The sequence below is a fragment of the Mesorhizobium sp. M7A.F.Ca.US.008.03.1.1 genome, assembly GCF_003997495.1.
GTDB lineage: Bacteria > Pseudomonadota > Alphaproteobacteria > Rhizobiales > Rhizobiaceae > Mesorhizobium.
In genome coordinates this window covers 141,443-158,577 of sequence record NZ_RZRU01000007.1, presented here as the reverse complement: position 1 = coordinate 158,577, position 17,135 = coordinate 141,443, and the positions used below count along the sequence as shown (strand labels likewise).

Genomic DNA, 17,135 nt, shown 5'->3' with positions numbered 1-17,135 from the left:
TCTCGAGGCGGCGCTGGCGATCTGCCGCCATCTGGCGGATAATGCAGTAAGGGTGCGGGTGGACAAACACGGAGAGCGTGTCATGGCCATACACAAAGTCGGTTACCTCATCGGAAGTCTCGCCCGGGAATCTATCAACCGCAAGCTCGCGAAGGCGCTCGTGCAACTGGCTCCTCCGGAACTGGAAATGACGGAAATCGCCTTCAGGGATTTGCCCCTTTACAGCTACGATTATGATGCGGACTTCCCACCGGTCGCCCAGGATTTCAAAAAGGCGATCGCCTCCGTTCAGGCCGTCCTGTTCGTTACCCCGGAGTATAATCGCTCGATCCCTGGCGGATTAAAGAACGCGATCGATTGGGCCAGCCGCCCCTATGGAAAGAACTCATTCGCGCGCAAACCGTCCGCCGTCATCGGAACATCGCCGGGCGCCATCGCAACCGCTGTCGCTCAACAAAGCCTGCGCAGCGTTCTGAGCTTCTGCAACTCACCCCAGATGAATGCGCCGGAAGCTTATATCCAGTTCACGCCAGGACTGATAACGGCCGACGGCGAAGTGACGGTCGAATCAACCGAGGACTTCCTACGCAACTACATGGCTGAGTTCCACATGTTCATAGCGCGGGTGCTTCAGGTGTTGCCGCCGGACGCATAGGTTTGGCGTCAAACCGGGCGCGCGCTTGTCAGCTTCAACGCGCCGAGCGCCACGAAGCACAGGACGGTGACCGGAAAGACTATCCAGTTCAGCATCTCCCAGCCCCAGGCATTGTAGACCATGCCCGACATCAGCGAGGCGCAGGCGACGGAGCCGAACAGGACGAAGTCGTGGAAGCCTTGCACCTTGCCCTTTTCCGACGGCCGGTAGGTCGCGGCCACCATCGCGGTCGCACCGATGAAGCCGAAGTTCCAGCCAAGGCCCAGCAGGATCAGCGACGTCCAGAACTGCCACAGCGCCAGGCCCGACAGAGCGACAATGGCGCAGCCGATGAGCAGGATCAGGCCGGTGGCCACAATGCGTTCGGCGCCGAAGCGATGGATCAGCGAGCCGGTGAAGAAGCTTGGCGCGAACATCGCCATGACATGCCAGGAGATGCCGAGCGTCGCGTCGTTCTCCGACAGGCCGCAACCGACCATGGCCAGCGGTGCGCCCGTCATGACGAAGCTCATCAGCGCATAGCTGCCGACCGCGCAGAAAAGCGCGGCGACGAAACGCGGCTGCGTGACGATTTCAGCCAATGGCCTGGCATCGCTGTCGGCGATCTCCACCTTGCCGGATGCTTTCGCCGGAAGCCGCAGGAACGACAGGATGATGGCGCCGACGGCGGCCAGCGGCAGGATGGAGATGAACGAACCGGCAAACATGACCGGCGCCAACAATTCGCGGGTGAAGATAACAATCTGCGGCCCGAGGATGGCGGTGACGATACCACCGGCCAGCACGAAGGAGATGGCGCGCGCCTTGAATTCCGCCGGTGCGTTGTCGGCGGCGGCGAAGCGGAACTGTTGGACGAAGGCGCCGCCGACACCGATCGTGAGCAAGCCGAAGGCAAACAGCCAGAAGCTGCCTTGAAAAAGCGCCAGAGTGGTGATCAGGCCACCGAGCGCCGTGACGATCGTGCCGGTCATGAAACCGCCGCGCTGGCCCATGCTGCGGATGATGGCCGCTGCAGGCAGCGCACCGAGCGCCACACCGATGTTGAAGCCGGTGATCGGCGCCGTCGCCAATGATTTGTCGGGGCCAAGCAGATATTGCCCGGCCAGCGCCCCCACGGAGATGGCGATGGGAGCGGCCGAGCCGATGATCGCCTGCGAGGCGGCGAGGATCAAAGCGGTGCGGCGCGCCTCCTGACCAGCCTCAAGGGCGATGGCCGTCATGATGCGTCCTTGCCGCGCCCCTCGCCACGCACCCGGCGAGACACACGGTCGAGCACGGCATTGACCAGCTTCGGCTCGTCCTCCTCGTAGAAGGCCTTGGCGATGTCGACATATTCGGAGACGATGACCGCGACGGGGACATCCTCGCGCTTCATCAACTCGTAGACGCCGGCACGCAGAATGGCGCGCAGCGTCGAATCGAGCCGCGACAGAGGCCAGTCCTCGGTCAGCGCCTGGCGGATGATCGGATCGATGGTCTTCTGGTTCTCGACGACACCCGCCAGGATAGCGCGAAACCATTGCGCATCGGCCTCGCGATAGAGCGCGCCGTCGACTTCCTTGCCAAGGCGGAACGCCTCGTATTCGGCGGTGATCTCGAAGACACCGCTGCCGGCGACATCCATCTGATAGAGCGCCTGCACGGCGGCCAGACGGGCAGCGCCGCGCTTGTTGGCGTGGCGCACTGCCGGCTGGCCGGGCGAAGCGGGTTCGCTCACGATCGCGCTCCCAGTTGTTCCTTGAGGGCAATCATGGTCAGCGCCGCACGTGCCGCGAAGCCGCCCTTGTCGCCTTCCGAGCGCTTGGCGCGAGTCCAGGCCTGGGCGTCATTCTCGGTGGTGAGGATTCCGTTGCCGATGCAGACCGAGTCCTGCACGGTCAGGTCCATGAGCGCGCGGCTGGATTCATTGGCGACAATGTCGAAATGATAGGTGTCGCCGCGGACGACGGTGCCGAGCGCGACAAAGCCATCATAATGTGTGCCGCCTTCCGTCGCGCCGTCCAGTGCGAAGGTGATCACCGCGGGGATCTCGAGCGAACCTGGAACGGTGACGACGTCGTAAGTCGCGCCCGCTTCATCGAGCGCGCTTGTCGCGCCGTCGAGCAGCGCGTCGGCCAGGTCGTCGTGAAAGCGCGCTTCGACAATGAGCAGATGGGCCTTCGTCTTCGGACGAATGAAGGCTTTGCCGTGTTGGGATGTGCCAGCCATAAAAGTCTCCGGGGATCGCCGGTGACTTAGGCCGAAGCCGGGTTGACCGCAAGCGGAAGATTGCGGGATGGACGCGCGCTATCGATCTTCTCGCGTATGCCACAGGCGCAACACGGAAATTGTCGTGTTCTGTATTTCATAACGAATTTCGTAGCTGCCTACCAAAATGCGGCGCACTTCTCGTGGCTCGAATTCTTCTGGTTTCTCACCGATGCGCGGATACCCGACTAACCGCGCCGGTGCGGCAGTAAGCGACTGCACTGCACGTGCAGCCGCCGGGCCATTTGCTGGCGCGAGAAAATTATGGAGCCGGAGAGTCGGACAGAGCCTTGTCGGTCCATTTCAATTCCATCAACGAGGCACCGGCAGTGGCTTTTCGGTACCAAGACTCTCAGCCCACGCCTGCACGGCCTGGTGATCGACGACACGTCCTGCGTCGACATCGGCCATTGCTTCAAGCGTGAGCCGTCGGCGCTCCTCCTCCAAATCCACCCACGCGGATAGAGCTTGTTTGACGATCCAGCCGCGCGGGCGCTCAAGGCGGGCAGCCAACTGATCCACCTTTTCTGCTAGCGGCAGCGGAACGTTAGCGGTGATCACTTTTGTATCCATCTGAGCCTCACAATCAGGTGCAGGCGGCTGACACACTCAAAGCCCCTCTTTGGCAGCCTCCACCAGCCGCGCCGCGTAGCGGGCCATGGTGTCGATCTCGAGATTGACGCGGTCGCCGACCTTGCGCTCGCCCCAGGTGGTCACGGTCAGCGAATGGTGGATCAGCAGCACGTCGAAGCGCGTGCCTTCGACCTTGTTGACGGTGAGCGAGGTGCCGTCGAGCGCGACCGACCCCTTGGGCGCGATGAACTTCGCCAGGTCGCGCGGCGCCTCCAGCGTGAAGCGTACCGCATCGCCCTCGTCCTTGCGCTCGACGATTTCGGCTATGCCGTCGACATGGCCCGAAACGATGTGGCCGCCGAGTTCGTCGCCGATCTTCAGCGCCCGCTCCAGATTGATCCGCGTGCCCGACTTCCAGCCCATCGCCGTCGTCAGCCTAAGCGCCTCTTCCCAGGCCTCGACCTCGAACCAGCGCGCGTTCGAGCCGCTGTCGGGCAAGGCGGTAACCGTCAGGCAGACACCGCCGCAGGAGATCGAGGCACCAATCGCGATGGTCTGCGGATCATAGGCGGTGTCGATGCGCAAACCCACCCCTTCCCTCAGAGGTTTGACGGAAGCGACAGTGCCGACATCGGTGACAATTCCGGTAAACATCGGTGTTGATCCCTAAAGGTCTCTTATCCACTCGGCGTAGCTGTCTTCGCCGAAACGCATCTCGCGAAGCTTGCGAAAACCTGCCGGGATATGGTCGGCGTCGATCGGCGATGCAATGCCGTCGTCGCCGATCGCTTCCGGCCCGTGGAACAGCACGATGCGGTCGACCAGCCCATCGGCCAGGAAAGCGCTCGCCACCCTGGCGCCGCCCTCAACCAGCACGCTGGCCATGCCGAGCGCGGCCAGATCCTCGAGCAGTTCCGGCAGCGCGATACCGCCCTCATGGGTCTCGGTGCCTATGAAGCGGACGCCAGCGCGTTCGAGCGCTGCCCGCCGCAGCGGATCGGCCTCCAGGCAAGCGGCGACATAGAGCGGCACCCGGTCCACGCCCGAAGCCAGTTTCGAAGCCTCCGGCAACCGGATCTGGCGGTCGAGCACGATGCGGGCAGGCGAACGGTTCTCCAGCCCCGGCAAACGCACCGTCAGGGCCGGATCATCCTCAAGGGCCGTGCCGATACCAACCAGTATGCCGTCCGCCTCGGCCCGCATCAGATACACTTCGCGGCGCGCTATATCGCCGGTGATCGACACCTGCCCACCGCCTTCCCTGCCGATCTTTCCGTCGCTGGAAAGCGCAAGCTTGAGAATCACTTCCGGGCGTTTTCTCAACGAACGAATCAAATAGCCGGCCATCTGCTCGGAGGCTTGCTCGGCCAACACCTTCTCCACCACCTCGACACCGGCGGCACGCAGGATTGCGTAGCCCTTGCCGGACACGCGCGAATCGGGATCGCTGGCGGCGCCGACGACGCGCGCAACGCCGGCGTTGACCAGCGCGTTGGCGCAAGGCGGCGTACGGCCATGATGGGCGCAAGGTTCGAGAGTGACGTAAGCGGTGGCGCCGCGCGCGAGCTCGCCGGCCTCGGCCAGGGCCTCGGTCTCGGCATGCGGACGGCCGCCGACAGCGGTAACGCCGGTGCCGACGATCATCGGACCATTGCCGTCATCTCGCACGATCAGCGTGCCGACAGACGGGTTGGTCGCGGTGCGCCCGGCATTTTTTCGCGACAGTCTGAGTGCCGCTCCCATAAAGCGGCGATCAAGGGTGGCCTGTTGGCTTGCAGTCATGCTCAGTTGGCGTCCTCTTCGCCCTTGATTTCGTCCCCCTTGAGCTCGCCCAGCAATTCGTGGAAATCCTTGGCCTCGCGAAAATTGCGGTAGACCGAGGCGAAACGGACATAGGCGACATCGTCGAGCGATTTCAGCGCTTCCATGACCAGCCGGCCAACCTCACCGGAGGCCACTTCCGTCTCGCCGGAACTTTCGAGCTGGCGCACGATGCCGGTCACCGCGCGGTCGATGCGCTCGGGATCGACATTGCGCTTGCGAACGGCGATCTCCACCGAGCGCAACAGCTTGTCGCGGTCGAACGGCACTTTGCGGCCCGATTTCTTGACCACCACGAGGTCGCGCAACTGCACGCGCTCGAAGGTGGTGAAGCGGCCGCCGCAATCGGGGCAGACGCGCCGCCTGCGGATCGCCGCGCCATCCTCGGCGGGGCGCGAATCCTTCACCTGCGTATCTTCCGACTGGCAATAGGGACAGCGCATGGAGAAGCCTTTGGTTGGCGAATCTGGTGAAGCGAAAGGCTTAGAGGTTTTTGCAGTGATGGCAAAGTGTCACCAACAGCCCCTCGCCCTTCAGAGATAGCGAGGCGCAAGCAGGATTGCCAGCCTCGCCAGGCAGCCGCACAGCGTACCGACGTCCTCAGGGAGCAACGTCGGCGGTCGGAAACCCGCACGATGCGCCGAGACTGCGATAGGCCTTGGTGAAGCCGTCCATGGATATGCTTCCAACCGGCGCATCGCCGAAGGAGACATCAAGCACCGATGCCCGGCGCATGGCGCGCAGGAGCGCCAGGCTGGTCTTGGCCTGGTTGTCCGCGGTCCAGCTGAGCCGGCCGTTGACGGAGCCATCGGAATGGAGCCTGGTAGTGACGCGGCCCTTGTCGTCGCCGAAGATGGCGGCAACCGACTTGCCGGCCGGCAAGGCCTTGTTGTCGACGGCGATCACTATGGACGGGTAGGCATCCGGCGGCAGTGCATCGCCATTCGTGATGATGAGCGTCAGAACGCCGCTCTCGCCGCCAGCGCCGATGAAGGCGGTCGAGGCCGCGCAGGTCTTGCGCAGATCCTCACCGGTGTCGACCTCGTCGACCAGGGTCGACCATCTGCCAAAGGTTTCGAGCTTGGGTGCCGCCTGGGCTGGCGCCGCGGGCTCGGCCTGAGGTGCGGGTTGCGCGGGCGCGGCTTGAGCAGGGGCGGTTTGCGCCAAGGCGATGCCGGGGAAAGGCACGGCGATCAAAGCAGCCAGAGCGCCAACGGCGCCAAGGTCGGCGAAACGAAATGGTCGCATCATCAAGGCTCCTGCCGGTCGCCCCGGCCTGCTGAGACGACGCTTGTCGTTGCAGCAGGCGGCAAGACTTCCTATCGCGTCAGCCGAGATAGGGATAGAGCGGGAAGCGATCGGTCAGCGCCACGACCTTGGCCTTGACCGCTGCTTCGACGGCGGCATTGCCCTCGTCGGAATTGGCGACCTTGAGACCATCCAGCACTTCGGCGATCAGCTTGCCGATCTCGCGAAACTCGGCCTGGCCGAAGCCGCGCGTGGTGCCGGCCGGGGTGCCGAGACGAACGCCCGAGGTGACGAAAGGCTTTTCCGGATCAAACGGGATGCCGTTCTTGTTGCAGGTGATGTTGGCACGGCCGAGCGCCGCCTCGGCGCGCTTGCCGGTGGCGTTCTTGGGCCTGAGGTCGACCAGCATCAGATGGTTGTCGGTGCCGCCGGAGACGATGTCGAGCCCGGTTTCCTTGAGACTGGAGGCAAGCGCCTTGGCATTGGCGGCGACGCTCTCGGCATAGACCTTGAAGCTCGGCTTCAGCGCTTCGCCGAAGGCGACAGCCTTGGCGGCGATGACATGCATCAGCGGGCCGCCCTGCAGACCGGGGAACACCGCCGAATTCATCTTCTTGGCGATGTCCTCGTCATTGCACAGGATCATGCCGCCGCGCGGGCCGCGCAGCGATTTATGCGTCGTGGTGGTCACGACATGGGCATGCGGCAGCGGCGACGGATGCACGCCGCCGGCGACCAGTCCGGCGATGTGCGCCATGTCGACCATCAGATAGGCGCCGACCGCATCGGCGATCTCGCGAAAACGCTTCCAGTCCCAGACGCGCGAATAGGCGGTGCCGCCGGCCAGGATCAGCTTCGGCTTGGTCTCATGCGCGGTCTTCTCGATGGCGTCCATGTCGAGCAGATGGTCGTCCTGGCGCACGCCATAGGAGACGACCTTGAACCATTTGCCGCTCATGTTGACCGGCGAACCGTGGGTCAGATGGCCGCCGGAATTGAGGTCGAGGCCCATGAACGTGTCGCCCGGCTGCAATAGCGCCAGGAAAACCGCCTGGTTCATCTGGCTGCCGGAATTCGGCTGGACGTTGGCGAAGTTGCAGCCGAACAGCTTCTTGGCGCGCTCGATGGCCAGTTCCTCGGCCACGTCGACGAACTGGCAGCCGCCATAGTAGCGCTTGCCCGGATAGCCCTCGGCGTATTTGTTGGTCATGATCGAGCCCTGCGCTTCAAGCACGGCGCGGGAAACGATGTTTTCCGAGGCGATCAGCTCGATCTCGTGGCGCTGGCGGCCGAGTTCGTTGCGGATGGCGCCGAAAATCTCCGGATCGGCATCGGCCAGCGTGGTTTCGAAGAAGGATTCGAATTTGTTCGACACTGCCGCTGCTGTTGCCATGGCCTGAAATCCTCGGGGTTCGGGGGCAATTTTCGATTTATGCATGCCGTTGTTCCAAAACCGCTGCACAGTTTTGGGCGACTTGCATTTGCCGCGCCATTAACACAGTTGTTTTCGCCCCGCCACGTTTGCGGCGCGAAATTTGCTGGCCGGATTGCGCCAGCCAAGCCTGCGGGTCGTTATTTCCTCGCCTTCCGGCCTTTCAGCAAGGCCTCGGTGAGCGTGATCTCGGTGAACAGCGCCTGCGACGTATGGTCGTTGATCTCGCCGCTGCGAAACATGGCACGCACGGCCTCGCGCTCGGCTTCGATGCCCGCAAATCTCAATTCGAGTTCCAGCCTTCCGGCTTCGCGCGCCTCGGCGCGGGCCTCATCGGCTTCGTCCGAGGCGGCGATGCGGCGCCGGTAACCAGCGACGATATTATCGGCGGCGGCAAGCCTGGCGCCGGGCACCTCGCCTCCCTCATCATCAGCGGCTCCGGCAATGCTCTCAATGCGCGCGATTGCGGCCTTGGCGGCGCCGACACGCGCCAGGCGCTCCTCGGCGGCGCCGGCATCCTCACCGGGCTCGACCAGCCCCCTGGCGATCGTCGGCAGAGCGAGACTGGCGAAGACCAGCGAGCAGATGATGACGCCGGCGGCCAGGAAAATGACCAGGTCGCGCGCCGGAAACGGCGAGCCATCCGGCATGGCGAGCGGCAGCGACAATATGCCGGCCAGCGTAATGGCGCCGCGCACGCCGGCCACCGAACCGGCAAGTCGCACGCGCAGCCCGAACGGCTCCACCTTGCGCTTGCCCAGACGCGCGGCGATGCCGGCCGCGAGATCGCCAACCCAGATCCACAGGAAGCGCAGCGCGATCAGGCACAGCGTCAGCGCAATGACGGTCGCGATCGGCTGGATGATCGGATGCAGGCTCATGAGTTCCGGCGGCACATGGCGGATGATGTCGGGAAGCTGCAGCCCGAGCACGATGAAGAGAGCACCGTTGAAAACGAAGGAAAGCGTCGTCCACAGCGACATCGTCTGCATGCGCGCCGAGACGCCGAGGAAGCGAAACACGCCGGAGCCGCCGGTGAGCAGGCCGGCGGTAACAGCCGCCAAAATACCCGAAGCCCCAACATGCTCGGCGCCGAGATAGGAGATGAAGGGCAGCAACACCATCACCAGCACCTGCGCCTCGGCCGGCACGCCGCCGATCCGGTTGAGCAATTGCAGCAGCTTGGCGGCAACGAACAGCGCCGCCACGCCGATCAGGATGCCGATCGCCACGGCAAAGAGAAAACTGAGCGAAGCCGCGGCAAGGGAAAAGCTGCCGGTCAGCACTGCTGCGACGGCAAAGCGGAACATAACCAGCCCCGACGCATCGTTGAGCAGCGACTCGCCTTCAAGAATGTGCATCAGCCGCGCCGGGACGACATTCCTGTCGACGATCGAGGACACGGCGACCGCGTCGGTCGGCGACAGCACCGCGGCAAGCGCAAAAGCGACCATCAGAGGGATGCTCGGCACCAGCCAATGCAAGGCGTAGCCGAAGCCGACGATGGTGAAGAAGACCAGCCCTATGGCCAGATCCAGGATCGGTCCGCGCAGCGCCATCAGTTCACGCTTCGGTGCACCATAGGCATCGCCGAACAGCAGCGGCGGAATGAACACCAGCAGGAACAGTTCCGGATTGATCTCGACATGGATGCCGCGCACCGGCCAGGCGAGCGCGGCACCGATCGCAATCTGCAGCACCGGCAACGGCACCCGCACCATGCGAACCAGAGCGCCGGAAAGCGCCACGAAGACGAGCACGACCAGAATGAAGACGGCGACTTCCATGGTCCGGTTCCAGGCTTTCCCGCCGACCATGCGCAAAGCCGGCCGATCCGTCCAGCCGCCCGTCCCGTGAAAAACGCTGCGGCACCCAATCAATGAAAAAGGCCGCCCTGAGAGGCGGCCCTTTTTACATAAGAATCAAACGTTTATAATGCGGACGTGATCTGCAGTTCGTTGTTGCCATCAAGCGCGTAGACGTCGTCGCGGAACTGCACGACGCCGGGACCGGTCGACCAGGCCGAGAGATAGAGGAAGTGGACAGGCACCGGATTGGTGACCTGGATCGGCGTGTTTTCACCAGTCTTGATCGCCGCCTCGAAATGCTGACGGTCCCAGCCGGGCGTGTCGCGCAGGATCCAGGTGACGAGGTCGCGCACATTCTGCACGCGCACGCAGCCCGAGGAATCGAAACGCAACATCTTGCCGAACAGGCTCTGCTGCGGCGTGTCGTGCATGTAGACGCCGTCAGGGCTCGGGAAATTGATTTTCACCGAAGCCATGGCGTTTTCCGAGCCGGGATCCTGGCGGAACCGGTACTTGGCGGCGTCGTCGGTCGACCAGTCCACATTCATCGGATCGACTTCGCTGCCATCCGGCGCGAACAGGCGGATGTGGCTGTTCTTGAGATAATCGGGATTTTTCCGCATCAGCGGAATGATGTCCTTGCGCACGATCGAGACCGGCGCGTTCCAGTATGGATTGACGATGATCTCGTTGATCTTGGAATTGACGATCGGCGTCTGCCGGTCGATCTTGCCGACGATCGCGGTGTGGCGAAGCACGACGCGGTCGTTCTCGACCGCTTCGACCTGGGCTGCCGGAATGTCGACCAGCACGTAGCGGCTGCCCAGCGTGCCGGCCTTCTCGCGCAGCCGCTGCAGATTGGTCTGCAACTGGCCAAGCCTGATCTGCGCCGAAACGTTCATCGCCGCATAGGTGTATTTGCCCATCGAGCCATCAGCCGGCAGGCCGTGACGCAGTTGGAAGCGCTTGACCGCCGAGTCGACATAGGAATCGAAAGCCGTCGAAATGCCGGCGCTTTGCGACAGGTCGCCGGAAACCATCAGCCGCTTGCGCAACGGCACCACATCGGGATCATCGACGCCGAGCTGCAGCTTCTTGGTCGCGGGAACCTCCACCCAGCCACCCTGCCCGACAATGTTCTGGTATTGCCCAACCGCCTGCTCCGTGAAAGCGACGGTCTGAGGGCTGAAGATCGGCAGCGTCGAGGCCACCTTGCCGCCCTCGCTGGCGCGGGCGTCGAACTGGTCGTCCCAATTGCCGCGCGCCGAGGATTTCAGGATATCACCGATCACATCCTGCGCATTGGCGCCGCCGGCGACCACCGCGGCTGCGAGCGCGGAGGCTCCGGAGAGGAAAAAACGACGGCTGGTTCTCATGGACGTTCCAGACATTGGTAGCAGTTCGATCACTTGCTGCGTTGATCACCGGGCGATCTCGCCCGCACTGTAAAATTGGCAATCTTAACAATTAGCCAACCATGCTCCGCATCACCTTGGTGTGACAGCGCCCAGGCGCGATACGGATTGCGGGTGAACGCATGGCCTTCACACCAGCATCACTGCCACTCTCGGTTCCACTGGAATATGGCGGCAACGTGGCCTTGGCCCGCGATTTGCATCGGGCGACGCAGCGAAATGAAAGGCCCGTGCTTTTTCGGTATCGATCGGCGTCCTTGATCGCGTCAAGCAGGCGGCGGTTCGGACGCTCACGAGACGCGCTGCCTATCCTCACGATCCCTCAGTGGGGTTTCAACCTTTGGACCCGGACCTGGCTGCGCCTTCAATTCCGAACATCGTTGCAACACCTCATGCTGGGGGTAGCGCAGGACTTTGTTGTCCTCCATCTTGAGCAGCAGCTCCCGCCTCTTGTCTGTGCTCTCGCCATCCGTACACGTCATATCCAGGATGACGACATCCAGGTGGTTGATCTTCTGAACCTTGTCCAACGTGCAGCGGACCACCCACATCTCCGTTGCTTTGTCGGTTGTCACAGGGCTCGCCGCCTTCCCCAGCGAAAGAATCCTTCCACCACTCCTCGGCAAAAGCCGTTTGCGATACCAACAAAAGCACTGCGGCACCCAAGCAAATCTTCGAGCGTTTTCCCTCACCCATCACCGCGCTCTTCCAAGCCGTGACATTAGGCACTGCTGCGAAAGCAAACCTGGCCGGATATTTGGGCTTTGGGATCAGGAAAAGAAAAGGCCGATGCCTCTCGGCACCGGCCCTGACTGAAGGTCGATATTTCGGCCGCGCTTCTGTGGCGCGGGCCGGATCTCTGCGCCTTACATCCGGTAGGCGATGGTGTCGTTCCAGAAGCGGTCGAGCCGCTGCAAAGCGCGGTTCATCTGCTTGAACTCGTCGGTGTTGATGCCGCCGACCTGTTCGATCGAGCCGACATGACGCTCGTAAAGGCCGGCGACGACCTCGGCCACCTCATTGCCCTTCGGCGTCAGCGAGACACGGACCGAACGGCGGTCGATGCGCGAGCGCTGGTGGTTGATGAAGCCGAGATCGACCAGCTTCTTCAGATTGTAGGAGACGTTGGAGCCGAGATAGTAGCCACGCGAGCGCAGCTCACCGGCGGTCAGCTCGGAGTTGCCGATGTTGAACAGCAGCAGCGCCTGGATGGCATTGATGTCGGAACGGCCGTTGCGGTCGAATTCGTCCTTGATCACATCAAGCAGGCGGCGGTGCAGCCGCTCAACAAGCTGCAGCGATTCCATGTACAGGGAACGGATAGCCTCGCGGCGATCGTCGGATACGTTGGCGGTCTTCGCCGCCGGACGCGAATTGATCATTGTCTTTGCCTCTCGTTTGTCGCCCTGGTGATTTTTTGTTTTTCACCTTGATCGCGACACTATCGAATACTCATAAAATTCGACTTAAACGCTAGGGCTAACAAGAGCTTACCGGTAAGAGGTTTCGTAAGAAGCTTAACGAACGGTCACCCGAGCAAGGATAATTAACCTAAAGATTTCGGCAACGATTGCGGGGCTCGTGCGAGGCGACAGCCGGGCCGCCAAATGGGTTCAACGGCTTAGTGACGGAGCGGGCGCTTCTGCAGGTAGATGACGACGCGAAAGACGATGTAGAGCACCGCCACCGCCGCATGCGAGACGACAATCAGCAAGCGGTGGCCGAATAGCTCGGGAAAGCCGGCATACATGACCGTCTCGGTCACCGCGCAAATGAACCAGATCACCGGGCCCCAGGACGCTAGCATCCACAGGCCGGCAGCGGCAAAGGGAAAGAACACGGCGAGCACCACCGCCGCGACCTGCCAGTGCACGGGCATCAGGTCGAAACGCCACAGTGTGCCCGGATAAAAGCCGATCAGCTTGATCCAGTAGAGAATGCCGAACAGCAGGCAGTAGCCCGATATGACGCGCTGGAACCAGGCGAAGATCACCTCCACTCCGGAGGGCTGCAGCACGACGCGCCTTGAGGTCACCTCGCTCATATCAAGAGTTCCCGTTCGCCGAGCGGAGCGAAATAGGCATCGACATCGGCTTCGCTGACCGCAGCGAGGCTTGCCGGCCGCCATTGCGGCTTCGAGCCCTTGTCGATGATGGCGGCGCGGATGCCTTCGTAGAAATCATGGCCGGCAAGCATCCGGTTGAGGATGCGGAACTCCATCTTCATGCAGGCTTCCATGGACAGCGTCAGTCCGGCGCTGATCTGCCGCCAGGCGACGCGCAGGCTGGTCGGCGAACGGGTGCGGATCGTCGCCAGTGTCTTTGCCGCGAACTCATCGGTATCCGCCGCACGCTCGAGGCTGTCGATGACGCGGTTCAGGGACGGTTGCGAAAAATGGCGAACAATCGCCTCCAACGTCGGTCTGTCGGTTTCTCGCCTTGCCTGCACGAAGAAGCCGCGCAGCACCGATTCCGGATCGCCGGTCAACGCCAGCCGGTCGAGGAAGCCAGCCTGATCCTCGGCCTTGATGGTATGGGTGGCCAGCCCCGACCACAGCGCATCGCCATAGCGGATGCGATTGCCGGTCAGCGCCAGATACATACCGAAGGAGCCGCCGAGATCTGGCAGCAGGTGGCTGGCGCCGACATCCGGAAAGAAGCCGATGCCGACTTCCGGCATGGCAAACTGGGCATTCTCGGTCATCACCCGGTGCGAGCCGTGGAAGGAGATGCCGACACCACCGCCCATGACGATGCCGTCGATCAGGGCGACGTAAGGTTTCTTGAAACTGTTGATGCGAGCGTTGAGGCGATATTCATCGGAGAAGAACTCGACCGGCGGTTTTCCCGCCCGGCCTGTCTCATAGACATGCAGGATATCGCCGCCGGCCGAAAAGGCCCTGCCCTCTGCCTTGACGACGACGACGTCGATGCCCTGGTCGACCTCCCAGGCGGAAAGAGCAGCGTCGAGCGCCCCGATCATGCGGTGCGTCAGCGCATTGAGCGCCTGCGGCCGCGTCAAGGTGACGACGCCGGCCCGGCCCAGATGTTCGAAGCGGATCTCGTCGCCTCCGCCAAAGTCCATCGTGAAGAATCCCTCTCCCGGCCGCCGGGACTGAAGTGCTAAAGCGTGGCGCATGGGTGCGTCAATGGCGAGCACACCAGTGCGAACTCTGGCCCGGACCAGGAGCCAGTGCTAAAAATCGAGCTGCAATGCTGAAAAACCAGATAGGGTTCATTGCAGCGCAGCTCTGGCGGGTCTTCGAACGGGACGATTGGTTATGACTCGATTTTCACGCCTTGCGCCGGTGGCAATTGGGCTAAGCATCTGCTTGGCTGTTCACCCGGTCTTGGCGGAGACTTTGGAAGACCTCTACAGTTCGCAGACCATCGTCAACGGCAAGTACGAGAAGAACCGTCAGTCCGGATTCAAGCGCTGTCTCGACGCGGTTCTGGTGCGGGTTTCCGGTGATCAGCGCCTTCCGACGAAGCCTGAAATGACGTTATTGCGCGACAAGGCCGGCAGCTTCGTCGCCAGCTTCCGCTACCGCGACCGCATGGAAGGCATTCCCAACCATGACGACCAGGGCACGTACGATCGGCCCCATAACCTTTACTGTCAGTACAAGCCGGCTGAAATCGACCCGGTGCTGGCCTCGCTCGGCAGCAGGCCGTGGCTGGCCGAGCGGCCGCGGCTGGCGGTGTTTTTGACGACCGAGCGCGGAACAATGCATTACGCGCTCGATGCCGATGACGACCGTGGCATGCTGATGCGCGAATCGTTCGGCAATGCCGCCGCACCGCTGGCCATGCAGGTGGCTTTTCTCACGGCGGCGCAGCTGTCGCAGGCCGGATTGGACGATCAGGTGCTTCGCAATGCCGAGATGACGAAGCTCGACACACTGGCGAGGAGGGCCGGCGCCGACCAGGCGCTTTCCGGAAGTCTCGTCTGGAGCGACAAGGAACTGGGCTGGATCGCCGACTGGCGGCTGGCCATGGCCGGCAAGAGCTACATCTGGCAGGTGCGCGGTGTCGGCTTCGACGAGGCTTTCCGTGTCGCCATCAGGGGCGCAGCACAGATTCTATCAGGCAATGGGCAACCCGAATAAGCCTCGACCGCGTCGCTGGCATAATCGTGCCGCATTGGTCAGCGGCGGGAGCTCGTGGTAAAAGCCTGCCCGAACGAGAGTATTGGCGATGAACAAATTCACCCCCACAAAGCCCGCCGGCGCGCGCGGCGTCGACGAGATCACCGGCAGCCGCCGTCTGCGCCGCATGCGCAAGGCCGACTGGTCGCGCCGTCTCGTGCAGGAGAACAGGCTTTCGGTCGACGACCTGATCTGGCCGATCTTCGTCGTCGACGGCAAGGGTGTCCGCGAGCCGATCGCCGCCATGCCCGGCGTCTTCCGCCTGTCGATCGATCTCGCCGTCAAGGAGGCCGAGCGCGCGGCAAAACTCGGCATTCCGGCACTCGCCACCTTCCCCAATGTCGACATCTCGCTGCGCGACCAGACCGGCTCGCACATCCTCGACCCAAACAATGTCATCAACCGCGCCACCCGTGCGATCAAGGATGCGGTGCCGCAGATCGGCATCATCACCGACGCAGCGCTCGACCCATTCACCAGCCACGGCCATGACGGGATCCTGCGCGACGGCATCATCGTCAATGACGAGACGGTGGAACAGGTGACCGCAGCGGCCGTCATCCAGGCGGCTGCCGGCGCCGACATCATTGCGCCGTCCGACATGATGGACGGCCGCATCGGTGCCATCCGCGACGCGCTCGACGCCAACGGCTTTCAGGATGTCGCGATCATGTCCTATGCGACCAAATTCGCCTCGGCCTTCTACGGTCCCTATCGCGAGGCGGTCGGCACCGCCGGCCTGCTCAAGGGCGACAAGAAGACCTATTACATCGACCATGCCAATTCCGACGAGGCGGTGCGAGAGGCCGAACAGGACATCGCCGAGGGCGCCGACATGCTGATGGTCAAGCCCGGCCTGCCCTATCTCGACATCATCCGGCGGCTGAAGGACGAGTTCCAGATGCCGACCTTCGCCTACCAGGTGTCGGGCGAATATTCGATGATCAAGGCGGCAGGCGCCAATGGCTGGATCGACGGCGAGAAAGCAATGCTGGAATCGCTGCTCGCGTTCAAGCGTGCCGGCTGCGACGGCATCTTGACCTATTTCGCTCCGGAAGTGGCGGAACTGCTGAAGGGATAGGCCGCTAGATCGTTTGGAATTTTAACGCAATCCGCTAGAATGAATTCATGAGCAGGAATGAGGTCATAAAGCGGTTGCAGAGAAATACGGATGCCATCAAAGGTATGGGCGCGACTTCGCTTTATCTTTTCGGATCGACTTTGCGGGGCGACGCAGGGTCCGACAGCGATCTCGACCTCTTCATCGATTATGATCCTGCAAGGCGCTTTTCGCTGATCGATCTGGTCGGCATCAAGCAATTTCTTGAAGAGAAGATGTCAGCGGAGATCGATATCACCACCCGCGACAGCCTCAATCCCATGTTGAAGGCCGATATCGAACGATCTGCTGTGCGCATATTCTGATGGCAGTGCGCCGGATCAAACCGATTCTAGCCGAAATCGTAGAGGCCTTGGACGGCATCGCTGCTGACATTTTGCGTCACGAATATCACAAGACCTCCGGTGGGATAGTGTGGGCTGTGGTGACCGACAGCCTGCAGCCACTACGTCTTGCTGTCGAACGTATGCTCGAAGCATCGCGGCGCCAGTGATTGTGGCTAGCAGACAGGCTGCGGCGGCATCCTGCTTCGCGTCGCAAGGGAGGAGTGTGAGATTTATCTCGTCACACGCAATCGCATCCAGGCAACGGAGCTTTTTCACGTGTCGAGACCACCGGATCTTTCTTCTCCGCTCATGTAACTAGTGCGGCGAACGGCGGGTTCTCGCC

20 protein-coding genes and 1 pseudogene are annotated in these 17,135 nt (G+C 62.5%); 5 read left to right on the top strand and 16 right to left on the bottom strand.

The features are described 5' to 3' along the window. Positions 1-82: 82 nt before the first annotated feature. A complete protein-coding gene (locus EOA16_RS11950) occupies positions 83-655 on the top strand; it encodes an NADPH-dependent FMN reductase (RefSeq protein ID WP_127258355.1) in 573 nt (190 codons plus the stop codon). A gap of 8 nt (positions 656-663) precedes the next feature. Here EOA16_RS11950 and EOA16_RS11945 read toward each other — a convergent pair whose 3' ends face one another. The 16 genes and pseudogenes from EOA16_RS11945 to EOA16_RS11870 all read right to left on the bottom strand — a co-directional run bounded on the left by EOA16_RS11945 (position 664) and on the right by EOA16_RS11870 (position 14,283). Beyond that, the gene (locus tag EOA16_RS11945) at positions 664-1,875 is read right to left on the bottom strand and encodes an MFS transporter (RefSeq protein ID WP_127258170.1); all 1,212 of its coding nucleotides are present in this window, start codon (positions 1,873-1,875) and stop codon (positions 664-666) included. Beyond that, positions 1,872-2,372, bottom strand: coding sequence for a transcription antitermination factor NusB (nusB, locus tag EOA16_RS11940; protein ID WP_023798402.1), 501 nt, complete (start codon positions 2,370-2,372; stop codon positions 1,872-1,874). Before nusB ends, EOA16_RS11945 begins: the two co-directional genes overlap by 4 nt. Further along, the gene (gene ribH, locus EOA16_RS11935; RefSeq protein WP_127258166.1) at positions 2,369-2,863 is read right to left on the bottom strand and encodes a 6,7-dimethyl-8-ribityllumazine synthase; all 495 of its coding nucleotides are present in this window, start codon (positions 2,861-2,863) and stop codon (positions 2,369-2,371) included. The genes nusB and ribH overlap by 4 nt, the downstream gene beginning before the upstream one ends. Before the next feature lie 78 nt (positions 2,864-2,941). Continuing rightward, positions 2,942-3,215: pseudogene (locus tag EOA16_RS11930) on the bottom strand (type II toxin-antitoxin system RelE/ParE family toxin). Beyond that, on the bottom strand, positions 3,215-3,475 hold the full coding sequence (locus tag EOA16_RS11925; protein ID WP_127258165.1) for a ribbon-helix-helix domain-containing protein: 261 nt from the start codon (positions 3,473-3,475) through the stop codon (positions 3,215-3,217). Before EOA16_RS11925 ends, EOA16_RS11930 begins: the two are co-directional and overlap by 1 nt. Positions 3,476-3,511: 36 nt before the next feature. Beyond that, positions 3,512-4,129: a riboflavin synthase gene (locus EOA16_RS11920; RefSeq protein WP_127258163.1), complete on the bottom strand. Its 618-nt coding sequence runs from the start codon at positions 4,127-4,129 to the stop codon at positions 3,512-3,514. A gap of 12 nt (positions 4,130-4,141) precedes the next feature. After that, positions 4,142-5,257 carry a bifunctional diaminohydroxyphosphoribosylaminopyrimidine deaminase/5-amino-6-(5-phosphoribosylamino)uracil reductase RibD gene (gene ribD / locus EOA16_RS11915; RefSeq protein ID WP_127258162.1) on the bottom strand — a complete coding sequence of 372 codons (1,116 nt, stop codon included), beginning with the start codon at positions 5,255-5,257 and terminating at the stop codon, positions 4,142-4,144. 2 nt (positions 5,258-5,259) lie between these two features. Continuing rightward, the gene (nrdR, locus tag EOA16_RS11910) at positions 5,260-5,739 is read right to left on the bottom strand and encodes a transcriptional regulator NrdR (protein ID WP_127258160.1); all 480 of its coding nucleotides are present in this window, start codon (positions 5,737-5,739) and stop codon (positions 5,260-5,262) included. A gap of 157 nt (positions 5,740-5,896) precedes the next feature. Continuing rightward, positions 5,897-6,547, bottom strand: coding sequence for a hypothetical protein (locus EOA16_RS11905; protein WP_127258159.1), 651 nt, complete (start codon positions 6,545-6,547; stop codon positions 5,897-5,899). A 76-nt stretch (positions 6,548-6,623) separates the two neighbouring features. Further along, on the bottom strand, positions 6,624-7,937 hold the full coding sequence (glyA, locus tag EOA16_RS11900) for a serine hydroxymethyltransferase (RefSeq protein ID WP_013532252.1): 1,314 nt from the start codon (positions 7,935-7,937) through the stop codon (positions 6,624-6,626). A 179-nt stretch (positions 7,938-8,116) separates the two neighbouring features. Next, a complete protein-coding gene (locus EOA16_RS11895) occupies positions 8,117-9,763 on the bottom strand; it encodes a Na+/H+ antiporter (RefSeq protein ID WP_127258157.1) in 1,647 nt (548 codons plus the stop codon). A gap of 143 nt (positions 9,764-9,906) precedes the next feature. After that, a complete protein-coding gene (locus EOA16_RS11890; protein ID WP_127258155.1) occupies positions 9,907-11,160 on the bottom strand; it encodes a L,D-transpeptidase family protein in 1,254 nt (417 codons plus the stop codon). A gap of 329 nt (positions 11,161-11,489) precedes the next feature. Beyond that, entirely contained in the window at positions 11,490-11,774 is a 285-nt protein-coding gene (locus EOA16_RS11885; RefSeq protein ID WP_245455912.1) for a hypothetical protein, read from the bottom strand. A gap of 291 nt (positions 11,775-12,065) precedes the next feature. Beyond that, the gene (locus EOA16_RS11880) at positions 12,066-12,581 is read right to left on the bottom strand and encodes a winged helix DNA-binding protein (RefSeq protein ID WP_008875359.1); all 516 of its coding nucleotides are present in this window, start codon (positions 12,579-12,581) and stop codon (positions 12,066-12,068) included. Between the two features lie 239 nt (positions 12,582-12,820). After that, entirely contained in the window at positions 12,821-13,243 is a 423-nt protein-coding gene (locus tag EOA16_RS11875; protein WP_127258154.1) for a DUF6163 family protein, read from the bottom strand. Continuing rightward, positions 13,240-14,283 (bottom strand): enoyl-CoA hydratase/isomerase family protein, encoded by a 1,044-nt coding sequence (locus EOA16_RS11870; RefSeq protein WP_127258152.1) that lies wholly within the window; start codon positions 14,281-14,283, stop codon positions 13,240-13,242. The genes EOA16_RS11875 and EOA16_RS11870 overlap by 4 nt, the downstream gene beginning before the upstream one ends. A 277-nt stretch (positions 14,284-14,560) precedes the next feature. Between EOA16_RS11870 and EOA16_RS11865 the strand changes: the two genes are divergently transcribed. The 4 genes from EOA16_RS11865 (at position 14,561) to EOA16_RS32865 (ending at position 16,959) form a co-directional block, all read left to right on the top strand. Then, positions 14,561-15,307, top strand: coding sequence for a DUF2066 domain-containing protein (locus EOA16_RS11865; RefSeq protein WP_245455911.1), 747 nt, complete (start codon positions 14,561-14,563; stop codon positions 15,305-15,307). A gap of 88 nt (positions 15,308-15,395) precedes the next feature. Next, complete coding sequence (gene hemB, locus EOA16_RS11860; protein WP_127258149.1) at positions 15,396-16,427, top strand: porphobilinogen synthase; 1,032 nt, start codon at positions 15,396-15,398, stop codon at positions 16,425-16,427. Positions 16,428-16,474: 47 nt separating this feature from the next. After that, the gene (locus EOA16_RS11855; RefSeq protein WP_127258148.1) at positions 16,475-16,771 is read left to right on the top strand and encodes a nucleotidyltransferase domain-containing protein; all 297 of its coding nucleotides are present in this window, start codon (positions 16,475-16,477) and stop codon (positions 16,769-16,771) included. Continuing rightward, a complete protein-coding gene (locus EOA16_RS32865; protein ID WP_127258146.1) occupies positions 16,771-16,959 on the top strand; it encodes a hypothetical protein in 189 nt (62 codons plus the stop codon). Before EOA16_RS11855 ends, EOA16_RS32865 begins: the two co-directional genes overlap by 1 nt. The last annotated feature ends 176 nt before the right edge of the window (positions 16,960-17,135 follow it).

Excerpts from the sequence above, each read along its gene's own strand:
- ribH (WP_127258166.1), bottom strand. The coding sequence starts at position 2,863 with ATGGCTGGCACATCCCAACACGGCAAAGCCTTCATTCGTCCGAAGACG.
- EOA16_RS11855 (WP_127258148.1), top strand. The coding sequence starts at position 16,475 with ATGAGCAGGAATGAGGTCATAAAGCGGTTGCAGAGAAATACGGATGCC.
- EOA16_RS32865 (WP_127258146.1), top strand. The coding sequence starts at position 16,771 with ATGGCAGTGCGCCGGATCAAACCGATTCTAGCCGAAATCGTAGAGGCC.
- hemB (WP_127258149.1), top strand. The coding sequence starts at position 15,396 with ATGAACAAATTCACCCCCACAAAGCCCGCCGGCGCGCGCGGCGTCGAC.
- EOA16_RS11880 (WP_008875359.1), bottom strand. The coding sequence starts at position 12,581 with ATGATCAATTCGCGTCCGGCGGCGAAGACCGCCAACGTATCCGACGAT.
- EOA16_RS11905 (WP_127258159.1), bottom strand. The coding sequence starts at position 6,547 with ATGATGCGACCATTTCGTTTCGCCGACCTTGGCGCCGTTGGCGCTCTG.
- EOA16_RS11875 (WP_127258154.1), bottom strand. The coding sequence starts at position 13,243 with ATGAGCGAGGTGACCTCAAGGCGCGTCGTGCTGCAGCCCTCCGGAGTG.
- ribD (WP_127258162.1), bottom strand. The coding sequence starts at position 5,257 with ATGACTGCAAGCCAACAGGCCACCCTTGATCGCCGCTTTATGGGAGCG.
- glyA (WP_013532252.1), bottom strand. The coding sequence starts at position 7,937 with ATGGCAACAGCAGCGGCAGTGTCGAACAAATTCGAATCCTTCTTCGAA.
- EOA16_RS11925 (WP_127258165.1), bottom strand. The coding sequence starts at position 3,475 with ATGGATACAAAAGTGATCACCGCTAACGTTCCGCTGCCGCTAGCAGAA.
- EOA16_RS11950 (WP_127258355.1), top strand. The coding sequence starts at position 83 with ATGGCCATACACAAAGTCGGTTACCTCATCGGAAGTCTCGCCCGGGAA.
- EOA16_RS11895 (WP_127258157.1), bottom strand. The coding sequence starts at position 9,763 with ATGGAAGTCGCCGTCTTCATTCTGGTCGTGCTCGTCTTCGTGGCGCTT.
- nrdR (WP_127258160.1), bottom strand. The coding sequence starts at position 5,739 with ATGCGCTGTCCCTATTGCCAGTCGGAAGATACGCAGGTGAAGGATTCG.
- EOA16_RS11920 (WP_127258163.1), bottom strand. The coding sequence starts at position 4,129 with ATGTTTACCGGAATTGTCACCGATGTCGGCACTGTCGCTTCCGTCAAA.
- EOA16_RS11890 (WP_127258155.1), bottom strand. The coding sequence starts at position 11,160 with ATGAGAACCAGCCGTCGTTTTTTCCTCTCCGGAGCCTCCGCGCTCGCA.
- EOA16_RS11870 (WP_127258152.1), bottom strand. The coding sequence starts at position 14,283 with ATGGACTTTGGCGGAGGCGACGAGATCCGCTTCGAACATCTGGGCCGG.
- EOA16_RS11945 (WP_127258170.1), bottom strand. The coding sequence starts at position 1,875 with ATGACGGCCATCGCCCTTGAGGCTGGTCAGGAGGCGCGCCGCACCGCT.